At 53.9% G+C, this 12296-nt stretch carries 9 protein-coding genes; 1 reads left to right on the top strand and 8 read right to left on the bottom strand.

All coding sequences use genetic code 11. The annotated features are described in order from the left end of the window. Window positions 1-12 precede the first annotated feature (12 nt). Window positions 13-1071: a phosphoribosylformylglycinamidine cyclo-ligase gene (gene purM / locus BLV85_RS03160; RefSeq protein WP_425433775.1), complete on the bottom strand. Its 1059-nt coding sequence runs from the start codon at window positions 1069-1071 to the stop codon at window positions 13-15. 60 nt (window positions 1072-1131) lie between these two features. Between purM and BLV85_RS03165 the strand changes: the two genes are divergently transcribed. After that, complete coding sequence (locus BLV85_RS03165) at window positions 1132-2190, top strand: AI-2E family transporter (RefSeq protein ID WP_090412056.1); 1059 nt, start codon at window positions 1132-1134, stop codon at window positions 2188-2190. 198 nt (window positions 2191-2388) lie between these two features. Here BLV85_RS03165 and BLV85_RS03170 read toward each other — a convergent pair whose 3' ends face one another. The 7 genes from BLV85_RS03170 to BLV85_RS03200 all read right to left on the bottom strand — a co-directional run bounded on the left by BLV85_RS03170 (window position 2389) and on the right by BLV85_RS03200 (window position 12294). Then, a complete protein-coding gene (locus BLV85_RS03170; RefSeq protein ID WP_245725070.1) occupies window positions 2389-3714 on the bottom strand; it encodes a TolC family outer membrane protein in 1326 nt (441 codons plus the stop codon). A gap of 2 nt (window positions 3715-3716) precedes the next feature. After that, on the bottom strand, window positions 3717-5162 hold the full coding sequence (locus tag BLV85_RS03175) for an HlyD family type I secretion periplasmic adaptor subunit (RefSeq protein ID WP_245725074.1): 1446 nt from the start codon (window positions 5160-5162) through the stop codon (window positions 3717-3719). Window positions 5163-5225: 63 nt separating this feature from the next. After that, window positions 5226-6992, bottom strand: coding sequence for a type I secretion system permease/ATPase (locus BLV85_RS03180; RefSeq protein WP_090412154.1), 1767 nt, complete (start codon window positions 6990-6992; stop codon window positions 5226-5228). A 344-nt stretch (window positions 6993-7336) separates the two neighbouring features. After that, window positions 7337-8284 (bottom strand): SDR family oxidoreductase, encoded by a 948-nt coding sequence (locus BLV85_RS03185; protein ID WP_090412058.1) that lies wholly within the window; start codon window positions 8282-8284, stop codon window positions 7337-7339. A 95-nt stretch (window positions 8285-8379) separates the two neighbouring features. Beyond that, the gene (locus tag BLV85_RS03190; protein ID WP_245725071.1) at window positions 8380-9345 is read right to left on the bottom strand and encodes a glycosyltransferase family 2 protein; all 966 of its coding nucleotides are present in this window, start codon (window positions 9343-9345) and stop codon (window positions 8380-8382) included. A 109-nt stretch (window positions 9346-9454) separates the two neighbouring features. Beyond that, window positions 9455-10711, bottom strand: coding sequence for a glycosyltransferase family protein (locus BLV85_RS03195; protein ID WP_090412060.1), 1257 nt, complete (start codon window positions 10709-10711; stop codon window positions 9455-9457). Beyond that, entirely contained in the window at window positions 10708-12294 is a 1587-nt protein-coding gene (locus BLV85_RS03200; RefSeq protein WP_090412061.1) for a glycosyltransferase, read from the bottom strand. The genes BLV85_RS03195 and BLV85_RS03200 overlap by 4 nt, the downstream gene beginning before the upstream one ends. Between the last annotated feature and the right edge of the window lie 2 nt (window positions 12295-12296).

Raw genomic sequence — 12296 nt, forward strand, 5'->3', positions numbered from 1 at the left:
GGTATCCACACTTCAATCGATCGCAATCGCACAAGCTCCGGATTCACGCCGCTGTATGGTACCGATTTGCCAGACCGTTTCGCCGTTGGCCCTCAATATATCGATGGCAGTCCGACCATGCTCGGGTGCAACGATCACGACCATTCCGATGCCACAATTGAAAACGCGCAGCATTTCCTCCTCTGCCACATTGCCATGCTGCTGCAGCCAGTCGAACAAGGGCGGGCGCACCCAGCTGCGCCGGTCGACATGCGCCATCACGGTCTCCGGCAGTATGCGCGGAACGTTTTCCAATAAACCACCGCCAGTGATATGTGCCAGTCCCTTGACCGGCAAGGCCTGAATCAATGCCAGCAGTGACTTGGCATAAATGCGGGTAGGGGCCAGCACGATATCCAGCAGCTTCACATCGCCAAGCTGGGTATCGGCATCCACTGCATGTTGCGTGAGTATTTTGCGAATCAACGAGAAGCCGTTAGCATGCGCGCCGCTGCTGGCAATGCCCAAGACTAGATCCTGGTCTGTGATCTGCCTGCCGTCTATGATCCGGTCTTTTTCCACCACGCCAACCGCAAAGCCGGCCAGATCGTATTCACCTTCCGGGTACATACCCGGCATCTCGGCTGTTTCCCCGCCGATCAGTGCACAGCCAGCCTGCTCACACCCTTTTGCAATCCCTTGGATGACCTGTGCGGCGGTTTCCACATCCAGCTTGCCGCAGGCAAAATAGTCCAGGAAAAACAAGGGTTCGGCGCCCTGCACCAGAATATCGTTGACACTCATTGCGACCAGATCTATGCCAATCGTGTCATGTCGATTGGATTGAAAGGCAAGCTTGAGTTTGGTGCCGACACCATCTGTGCCGGAAACCAGTATCGGTTGACGATATTTTTTAGGCACCTCGAACAGCGCACCAAAGCCACCAATGCCGCCCAATGCCTCCTGACGAAGCGTGCGCTGGGCAAAAGGCTTGATTTTTTCGATCAGGCGGTTACCCGCATCAATATCGACACCGGCCTCCCGATAGGAAGTCTGCGGCGTCATGGAATTTTTTGGATTGGATACAGTCAAGTTGAGTTCTCGCTGGGTTAGGGCTAGAGTGCGATCTTTACAAGCCTGATTTTACCGTAAATGAACAACAAGCATTCCTTGGATTCACATTTTTTCTGGTGGCTGACACTCATTGGCGTCGTCAGTGCACTGATCTATCTACTCAGTCCTATCTTGACGCCTTTTCTGCTCGCCGCAGTCATCGCCTATATCTGTAATCCGCTGGTGACCTGGCTGGCCGCCCACAAAATTCCAAGGACGCTCAGCACCATTTTTGTCATGCTAATGACGATGGGTGCATTCACGGCCATGATACTGATCATGCTGCCACTGTTTGAAAAAGAAGTTTCTCGCCTGATCGAACGGATCCCATTTTTTCTCGATTTCATCAAAAGCAGACTGATTCCCTGGCTGGAAATCCATTTCAACGTCGAGTTGCAGATCGATATCGCTTCGCTCAAGCAGGTATTAATGGATCACTGGCAAAGCGCGGGCGGGATCGCGGCAAAAGTATTACCCACCTTGAAAAGCGGCGGTCTGGCCATACTGGAATTTTTAATGAATATGATCCTGGTGCCGGTGGTGCTGTTTTATTTATTGCGCGACTGGAATGTTCTGGTCAAACGGGCTGGAGAGTTGATTCCGCCTGTCTGGCAAAAGCAGATCTTTCCCCTGGCACAGGAAACGGATCGCGTGCTGGCCGAGTTCCTGCGAGGAGAGATTGCCGTCATCATCATCATGTGCACCTATTTCATAACCGGCTTGTGGCTGGTCAGACTGGAATTCGCTCTGCCAATCGGACTGGTCGCGGGGCTATTGGTATTCGTACCCTATCTCGGTACCATCGTCGGTTTTGCACTCGCCACCCTGACCGCCATCACGCAATTCCAGGAATGGAGCGGTGTCATCGCCGTCTGGATTGTGATCGGCTCGGGACAACTGCTCGAAAGCATGCTGATCACCCCGCGGTTGGTGGGTGAACGCATCGGTCTGCACCCGGTTGCGGTCATTTTCGCCCTGCTGGCTTTTGGTCAATTATTCGGTTTTATCGGGATACTGCTGGCATTACCGGTCAGTGCGGTATTACTCGTCTGGCTCAGGCATTTACACAAGCAATATATGGAAACAATGAAGGAGTAAGGAGTCGCTCAAAAATAACTGTAACATTTGGATCACATCTGGCGGGCGCACTGCGGCGTTACTCGTCGTCGCCATAGCCTTGCTATGACTCCTCCTCCCGCCTTGCATTGCATCCCGCCAGACGCGCCCAATTCCACACTTATTTCTTCACGGCTCCTGAGCGGACATTTCAGTCTGTCCAAGCGAGCTTTTCGGGTTCTATTTACTGGCTACAAAATACCCTGAGATGCTCCGCAAATCGTCCAGCTGCAGCGTACCGGCGGCATAGCGCAAACGCAGATAGGCAAGCAGATAGTTATAGCGTGCGTCCGCCAGATCGACCTGGGCGGAAAACAGCTGTCTTTGCGCATCCAATAAATCAAGGTTGATCCGTACCCCACCCCGTATGCTCTTTTCAGTTGCCTCAACCAGTAATTGGGCAGACTCGACCGCAATCTCCAGCGATTCGATCCGCAGGATGCTGCTTTGCAACAACTGATATTGCCGACGCAACTCAAGCAGCACTTGATCGGTCATCGCATCCAGATCCGCCTCGGTGCGTGCCTGATTGGCACGCGCCTGACTGGTCACGGCATTCACCCGGCCCCCGGCATACAGTGGAATATTGACCTCAACGCCAACACTCGCCAGGCGGGCATTGCGGTCAGCCGTGACAAACGAGGCCGAATTATTGCGGCTAAGACTCGCCACCAATTCGACCCTGGGCGCATGCCCGGAACGGCTTTTCTCCACCTCCTGCTTGCTGGAATCCACCATATACCGTTGGGTGACCAATTCGGCATTGCGCACCAGCGCCATTTCCCGCCAGCTCTCATAATCGGCAGGATGAATCGGCTGTGCCCGGAACGCTTCGCCCAGGGAATCCAGTTGCGTGACGGGTTGTCCGGTGAGGGTGGCCAGCGCCAGGCGCGCGGCTTCCCATTCATCCTGGGCCTCGATCACTTCCGCCTGGGCCAGCGCATAGCGTGAGCGGGTCTCCAATACATCGGTCTTGGTCCCTTCTCCCCGCATCAACATATGTTCATTGACTAGCTTGAGCTCGGCCAAGGCGTCGCGCTGGGCATTGGCGAGCGCCAGGCGATCCTGTGCCAGCAGGGCATTGAAATAGGCCTCCGCCAGCCGGACAATCAGCAAATGCGTATGGCCGGCAAATCTGGCCTGACTGGAATTGGCTTCCGCGATGCCCTGACGGTAGCCGGCCACCGCCTCGAGATTCAGCAATGGTTGCCGCAAGGCCAGTGTCGTCACCTCATTGTTGAAATCGAGCGGTTCCGATATGCCTCCCTGACTGATCGTGCCGCGGTTGATCCCGTGGGCATGGGTGATTGACAGGGTCGGCAGCAAACCGGATAGCCCAATCTCGGCCGACTGTTGACCCGCTTCGTTTTCATGAACAGCCGAACGAAAAACCGGATCATTGCGCAGCGCTTCTTCATAGGCTTCCAGCAATCCCATGGCCTGTGCCTGACTGAATTGCCACAACAAGGCCAAAACAACCTTCAGTTTGACTACCTGACGCCGCACGACTAATCTTCACCCAATGAAGTATGCAATCGATCCAGAATGGGTTTCAGCAAGTAATTCATCAGCGATCGTTCACCCGTTTTGACAAAAATCTCCACTGGCATCCCGGCGCGGATCTGGTGTTTGGCCAGCAGCTGCATGCTTTCCGGCTTGACGCGGGCCCGCAACTGATAATAGGGCATACCCGTATGCTCATCAGTCAGGCGATCGGCGGACACTTGCGTGACTTCACCGGCAATATGCGGGGTCTTGTTCTGGTTGAAGGCACTGAAAATCAGATCAACATCCAGACCGGCATGCACCCGGTCGACAAGGTGTACGGGCAACTGGCCTTCAATGACCAGCATATCCTCGCTCGGTACGATATCCATCATGCGAAAACCGGGCCCGATCACCCCGCCATGCGTGAAAACATTGATGCCCACGACAATACCACCGACTGGTGCCTTGACAAGCACGTTGGCCAATTCAAAGTCCTGGGCGATCAAGCGGCTTTGCAATGCTTCCGCTTCACGCTGGATGTCTGTCAATTGCTGGCGAACTTCTCGCTGATGTTCTTCGACGCGCTGAGCCCGACGCAAGTTGAGTTCCGCAATCTGCCGTTGAGTGCGCCCGATGTTACCGTCATCCTCGGAAATATCACCGATCAGCTGAGCACGCGTGCGTTCCAGCTCAAGCACCCGGTTGCGCGGCACAAACCCTTCATTGGCGAGCGCCTGTAAATTGTCAAGCTGCTCTTTCAGCAGCGCCAGCTGTTGATTTTTACTGACGCGAGACGACTCCAGGCCGCGCAATTGCACCTTGAGACCGGCGATATTCTCGGCCAATGCAGCCAAATCATGTTCCAGCACCGCCTGACGCGAAACGAACAACTGTCTTTGTAGCGCAATTACGCCGGCAATACGCGGATCATCCATAACCGCCGCCAACAGGGAATCCGGGAAATCGATTTCGGATTGATTGTCGCGCTCAGCGATCAGCCGGGCCTCCACCGCACGCGCAGTGATCAGTTGGGCGCGGGTCACTTCCGCCTGGGCCTTAACCTGGATTTCGTTCATGCGCACCAGAGGCTGGCCGGCCGTGACCATATCGCCTTCCTTGACCAGGATTTCATCCACGATACCGCCCGTCTGATGCTGCACCGCTTTGCGGTTGGTTGCCACCATCACCGAGCCGGACAATGGCACGCCTTTGTCCAGTGGTGCGAAAGAAGCCCACAGCAAAAATCCGCCCACCCCCACCAACACGATCAACCAGCCAAGGCGGGCATGGCTGGTCTCATCAGTCTTGACCAGATTGGAAACTTCCATTGGCGAAGCGTCCATCAGCATTGCTTCTTTATGTTCCGATAACTTCATATAATCCATGCCTTCAGGCTTGTTAAACGGCTGTTGTGGTTGCAGGAACCGGCCGGAATCCACAAGAAAATCCTGCCAGTTCCTGGTCATAGCCAAACAACGTCCAGGACGTCTCCCCGTAAATCAAGCCAACTCTCATCATTCCCAAACTACTCAGGATCGGTTCGATCCCATCGTTTTTGATACCGGCACCGCGCTCAGCCCGGCGGGTTGTGCCGGTTTTGTTGAGGATGTCTGCTGCTGTTGGGCCAGCGCAGCCATGACTTGTTCCGTGGGCCCAAATAATTTTGCTGTCCCTTCATGCAACAGCAGCAACTTGGCCGTGGCCCCCAGAATACGCGTGCGATGGGTGATGACCACGATGGTTTTGCCGCGCTTGCGCAAATCCAGAATGGCCGCCAGCAGCGCTTGCTCACCCACATCATCCAGATTTGAATTGGGCTCATCCAGTACGATCAGCGAGGGATCGCCATACATGGCGCGCGCCAGGCCGATACGCTGCTTCTGACCGCCCGACAAGCCACCACCGCCTTCGCCCAGGACTGTATCGTAGCCTTTCGGCATGGTCAGGACCATCTCGTGCACACCTGCCCGCTTGGCGGCCAAAATGACTTTCTCGGGATCGATTTCACCAAAGCGCGCAATATTCTCGCTGATGGTACCGGCAAACAATTCGATATCCTGGGGCAGATAGCCGACATGAGGCCCCAGTTGATCCTTGTTCCATTGGTAGATATCCGCGCCATCCAGACGCACCTTGCCAGTCGCTGCGGGCCAGACACCGACCAGTAATCTAGCCAATGTGGATTTACCCGAGCCGCTTGGACCAATCACACCCAATACTTCACCTGGCGCTATCGCAAAACTCAATCCTTTGATTACGGCAACCTTGGCGCCTGGCGGGCCGGCTATGATGTTTTCGACCGAAACCTTTCCTTCCGGCCTGGGCAGCGCCATGCCAGGCTGACGGGCGGGATTTTCCTCCAATAGCTTGGAAAGCCGTTCATAAGCACTGCGGGTATTGCCAAACTGCCGCCAGACATTGATCAGCAATTGAACCGGGCCGATCGCCTTGCCCAACAAAATTGAACCGGCAATCATCATGCCGGGAGAAATGCTGTCTTCCAGCACCAGCAAGGCGCCCAAGCCCAGCATCAGCGATTGCAATGCGACCGATACTGATTTGCTGAAGGCGGTTACCACCCCCGATTTTTCACTGGCTTGCGCCTGTAAATTCAGGAAGCGACCATGCAGGGCGTACCAGCGCGCCTGCAGATTGGGCAGCATGCCCATGGCTTCGATCACTTCGGCATTGCGCAGGTTATTGTTGGCCATGGTATTCGATGCGACCGCCACGGCATTGGCCTCCGCCAAAGGCTGATGTGAAATCTTCTCATTGATATAGGCCAGCAATATCAGAACTGCAGTACCGAATAAAGCGAATACACCCAGCCATACATTGAACAGAAAGATAACCAACAAATACACCGGAAACCAGGGTGCGTCAAAAAAGGCGAACAATGCATTGCCGGTCAGAAACTGGCGCAGATTGGTCAGATCCTGCAGGGCCTGACCCGCATTGCCATTCCCTTGCCGCAGGCTTTGTTCGAATGCCGCCGTATAGACGCGGCGGTTCAGTTTCATATCAAACTGCGCGCCCACCCGGATCAGGACAAAGCTTCGCACATACTCCAGGGCACCCATGAAAATATAGGCACCCAGCATGATCAGCGTCAGCATCAGTAATGTCATTTCATTGCGGCTGGTCAAAACGCTGTCGTAAAGCTGCAGCATATAGAGCGCGGGGGTCAGCATCAGTAAGTTGATGACCGCACTGAACGCCCCCACCGTCCGGAAAACGCGCTTGAAGCTGGTCAGTATCTGGCCCAGTTCGCTGGGTGGCGTATTGCTTGCTTTCATTTGTAACCGCTCAGCCTGCGACATTCGAATACCATGCGTTATTGGATTTGCACGACCTGGGGCTGTGAAATTTCGAAGAGTAAAGGGATTGCAGCCAGCATGCGGTGCTGAAACCGGTTGTTACCAGACAAGCAGTAATATCAGAGGTCATAAACATATGAATTGATGTGGGTGATAGATAGCTTTCAGCCTTGCAGCCAGGGACTTGCGCATTCGCAACCGGCGATTGAAGCAGACATTCCCCAGGCTTCATGGCCAACTCGATACCTCCGGTCGCCCTGTACACCGCTTTTCCATCCTGCTTGCTGCCAGACGCCGAAACGACAGCCAGGGGTTTCCGGTTATCAAAGCAAATCACTTTTGGTTAATCTGAACGGCCTCGGGGCATACCCAAAATCACAGACCGCATCCGAATTGTCGAACACGAGGTCGCGATTCATGCGTTTGGCCATTCCCAAAGTCCAATATCGATAACGGGGTAGCGTACGAATGACGGTCACGCCCAATTGTATTATCCATTCGGGGACTGGCAGCAGCCGGGGAGCCCGATCCATCGCCCTGAAAACCCGTGCGGCCATTTCCCGGTAGGTGAGTATCTCACTGCCACCGATATTATAAGCGCGATTGCCCGTTTTTCCGGATAAAAATGCAGCCAGGCATGCTTCCGCCACGTCTTCCACATGAACCGGTTGACGCAAACCGCGGGCCTTTCCCAGTAGCGGAAAAAAACCGAATTTTTGTATGATATGCGCAATTTCCGAGATATTCCGATCACGCCCCTGTCCATAAATCAGGGTCGGGCGCAACACTGTCCAAATCACACCGCTGCCTTGTGCCCAACAACGCAGGCGTTCCTCCCCCTCGGCCAGGCTACGCGCCACCTCCCGCTCACCGGGATCATCAGAATCACCCTTGGTATAAACACTGGTCGATGACAAAGCGACAATCCGGCGCGCGCCTTGCGCGGCCAGGAAGTCAAAATAATCCGGTAATGTCCAGATCGGCGCCAAATAAAACCACACCGGAATATTATCCTCGATCGCCTGTGACGGATCGTCTCTTTGGGAAAGATCCACTTCACGCCAGGCAATCGATGGAAACCGGGCCGGCAGTTCATCCAATTTGCGGCGCATAAATGCCGTGACCTGCCAATCCTGGTTCGATAACCTCGCCAGCAGCGGTTCACCGACAAAACTGGACGCGCCGATCACACCGATCCGCTGTCTAGGAGGCTGTCCGAGAATAGCGATCGTAGCGAGTGCGGAGCTGGCTGAGCGGGATTTTTCGATCATTTGAGGCGAATAGTGGTTCTATTCAACGAAAAGGATCGAAAAATCCAGCCTGGCAGGTTCGTCCGCAGTAGATCAGTCTATTCTCAGACAGCCTCCTAGCCATGCCGCAGACCCAATACACGCATCAGATGCACCACGCCATTGACCGACACCACCAGCACAAACCGCAACCAGACACCGATCGATACCAGCCAGGTCAAAAGCACGGGATAACGGTCAAGAAAGAACTTGCGATAAAAACGCAACATGCCTTTGTGCTTGTGCCAGGCCACAAAAAAAGGTCGGGCATGGCTGCATGCGCCCTGATGATGCAAGGCTTCCACATCGGGTACAAATAGAATCTTCCAGTTATGTTGCCCAAAACGCATGCACCAATCGAGATCCTCACAATGCAGAAAATAGCCTTCATCCCATGGGCCCACGTCCTCGATCGCTTCCCGCCGCACCAGCATCAAGGCACCGGAAATCGCTTCCACTTCGATCGGTGTGGACGGCAAGGGTTGATGATGCAAATGAAAATCATAGAACAACCGGGGGAAAAAAGGTGCCAGCCGGTACAGCCCGCACGCACGCACCAGCGCCCGCCAGGGAGTCGGCATCGCGCGCCGGCTTCCGCCTTGCTCACTGCCATCATGATTGAGTAGCCGCCCTCCAACCATCCCCGCGCGCTCATCTGCTTCAATGACCTGACGCAGGCGATTGATCGCCTCCCGGCCCAGCAAACAGTCTGGATTCAAAAACAAAACAAACGGCGATTCTGTCGCCTGCAAACCGATATTGCAACCTGCCGCAAAACCCATGTTTTGATCGAGACGAATGACCTGCAGCTTGTCAGCGGCCAAACATCTCTTCGCCAGCTCGCTCAAACTGTTATCGCTAGACGCATTATCGACCACGACAATCTGCTGAACTTGTGCCTTGACCGCCTCAACGCACTCAGCAAGCAGATTTCCGGCATTGTAATTCACGATCACAGCCGACACGGGCATCGGAGTGTTTTCCACATAATTTGTTTGACTGACAGTCTTGAACACTTTGTCGAATGATGAAATTAATTTCAAAACCTGATCGGGTGATTCACCATTTGGATTGAGGGCACCATTCAAACCTATCTTGTTGATTCATGCTGTCGGTTCTTTCTGAATAACGGTTTATCTGGGGTGTTTGGGATTATTTCCTGATTCGCCTGATTAATGCTGACCATCCTTCCTCTTGCCAAATTCGCCTGGTGCGGGAAATTAGACTGCGCGCCAGCGCTGGCTGCTTCAGGGCTTGTCCTAACAGGGAAATCAAGCGCCTGTCATTCGGCAGGCGCTTACCGCCTAAATAGCCGGCTGTCAGGGCAAAAGTTAGTGGTTGGTTGGCCGGCTCGTTCTTTGCATCGAATAATTGCGGGCATTCTCTGGGCGCCTGCGTACGCCACCATTGCAAATAACCGTCGGCATCAAACGGATCGGGAAACGCACGCTGCAAATCCACCCGTTCCCGATAGACCACGCGCGCGGCCGCATCGATGGCAGTCCCGTCACTGTAGCAGGAAAATGCCCAGGGGCGCTTGGAGAGCGGATCTTCCCGGGTAGGCGCAATGGCCTGGGCATAGTATTCAATGAGCCGCCTGATCGCTTGGTTTTTTTCTCCGTAAACACCCGCCATGATGCGATGGGCGCCGCTATCGAAGCCTGTGAAATGGTAAAAACCAAGTGGCTGCCCATCAACCTGATAACTCCGCACACGATCATAGGTCACTTGCCGGGTACTGATATTCCAGGTCGCGACATTATGACGCGTGCCGCGATGAATCGCGACGTCAGGAAATAGCGCAGGAGCCAGATCAATCCAGCGCTGATCGGTGAACAAGCCGTTGGGAATATCATCACGACAAAAATGATAACAACGTTCGCCCCACCAGTTTGCAAAGGCCAGGCCGGTGCGATCGGCCCGCACACCCGCAAAACCGAGGTTATAGATACCATGTTTGAGCGCACCGGAAATTTCATTGTCAATGATGCCCCGCAGATTCGATTCGGGTGAAACCAGATGCGGCGTGAGTACCAATGAAGCCGAATCAAGCTCGGTGAGCAAGTCATCCAGCCGTGAAAACACTACAATGTCCGGATCGATATAAAGCACTTTCCCGCCATTGGCATGCTGCAACAGTTTTCTCAGGGCGAAGGGCTTGATAGCCGTGGCAAGTTCGACGATACGATGACAAAAGGCCCACCCCCGCCAGCTGGGAATATCGAGCTGGTCTATGCGCAAAATGGAGTCGAAAGGCTCATCACTAAAACTGATATCGCTGTCCGCCACATCGGCCAACGCAAGATGAAATTTCGCTTCCGGATGATGTTCACGGATGGAACGCGCCAGAATCCGTACTTTGGGTATGTAGTTGAGCGCCGCGCTCGTAAAGATATGAAGTTCTGTCATACTTGGATAGGATAAATCTTTTGATGAAATTCGATAATTCTGATAAACAGGTCTTTCGGGCTTATATCCAAGGCCAACAGCAGGCTTTTTGGATATTGGTCGAGATATTCCGCCTGCGCGCCCAAATTGAACGCGACAATCGGTAGTCCCAATATTTTCATTTCCTGAATGACATAGGAAAATGTCTCCGGCCCGATCGAAGGAAATAAAACGAGATTAATTTTTTCGCGGGATAGTATTTCAGGCAGATCCTGATGCCGGTAAGCGCCCGTTTGACGGATTGTCGTCTTGGATGACGCATGCAAGGTACCGATAACGATCAATTCGATATCGTCGCGACCGGAATCCTTGATCACCCGAGCAAGGTTTGCGACAACTGCGCTGCCCTTGATAGGGGTAATGTTTCCCACCACGCCTATCCGAAGCGGTGCGGCAGGCGGCTGCAGAGGCATGGCATCGGCAAAATAAGCCATGCTGTGCGGCGTATACCTGACAACGGCAGGATCCAAGTCAGGAAATGTCTCAGCCAGCAACGTTGCCATGCCCTTGGAAAAAACCTGTATGGCACTGGCGGTGACAATCAGTTCGCGCCAATGACTTCGCCAGCTGCCGATATCATGAATCCCATAGATCGGAACGAATGATTGCGTACTGTGGGCCAAACAACGTTGACAAAGCGCGGGCTCTTTGGGCAGATCGCAAAAATGTCCTTGGGCATCGAGCAAATGAGGCGACGGGCAGAACAGAAAGTAATCGTGCAAGGCGAGTTCCAGCCGGGCCGATGTAAGCCTGGCCAGTGCAACCAGGATCGCAGGCAATGCCGCAGCATCGGGAAAACTGACGGCATTGTTATAAAGTATCGTTTCGACACTGAGCCCCGATGCCAGCGCCAGTATCGTTTCCAGTCTGTCCAGCTGATAATGCCGGACCGCTTGATGCCGCGCATGATGCTCGATCCGATAACCCAGCAAAGCAGGATGATACGTGACAACCAGCACTTCTCTGGCCTGACTGTGAAAACAGTCGATGCGCTGCGCGCGGTAGAGATTGGTTCCTCCCCCCAAACTATGGTCAACAATAATGACACAAGGTTTATGCTGGAGTTGCTTGACAAGTTGTCTGCTGTCTGAGCTGGAAAGTGCCCAGGATTTCAGATAGCGACGTGATTTTTCGCGGATTGCCGAAAAATCACCTTGTTTCAGCAAAGCCCATAATCGGCGTACTACTGTATAAATCAGCGGCCATCGCTTGGATGTCAGCGCTGGAAAAGCAAGGGGAATGTCCAGTTGCTCACCGTCAGCAAATTCAGCAACCAAACGAACAGGGCTCATCGGTTTTGCATGCGAATCCGGCAACCGCACGTAAAACAAAAAACCGCTTGGCTCGGCGAGCGGAGTGGCCGGATAGGCACGGACGACATCTGACCGGGGATTGCCAAATTCGAGCGGAATGGAAAAATCGCCACTTCTGAGCTGCAGCTGGATCGTCTCGGCCGATTCATGAAAAAGCCAGCCATGGCCAAAAACCAGGTTACCCTGCCGGACAGCATGGTCGATATGGTAATGAACGAGGCTTTTCTGCACTA

It is taken from the genome of Nitrosomonas halophila (genome assembly GCF_900107165.1).
Classification (GTDB): domain Bacteria; phylum Pseudomonadota; class Gammaproteobacteria; order Burkholderiales; family Nitrosomonadaceae; genus Nitrosomonas; species Nitrosomonas halophila.

Excerpts from the sequence above, each read along its gene's own strand:
- BLV85_RS03180 (WP_090412154.1), bottom strand. The coding sequence starts at position 6,992 with ATGAAAGCAAGCAATACGCCACCCAGCGAACTGGGCCAGATACTGACC.
- BLV85_RS03185 (WP_090412058.1), bottom strand. The coding sequence starts at position 8,284 with ATGATCGAAAAATCCCGCTCAGCCAGCTCCGCACTCGCTACGATCGCT.
- BLV85_RS03165 (WP_090412056.1), top strand. The coding sequence starts at position 1,132 with ATGAACAACAAGCATTCCTTGGATTCACATTTTTTCTGGTGGCTGACA.
- BLV85_RS03195 (WP_090412060.1), bottom strand. The coding sequence starts at position 10,711 with ATGACAGAACTTCATATCTTTACGAGCGCGGCGCTCAACTACATACCC.
- BLV85_RS03175 (WP_245725074.1), bottom strand. The coding sequence starts at position 5,162 with ATGACCAGGAACTGGCAGGATTTTCTTGTGGATTCCGGCCGGTTCCTG.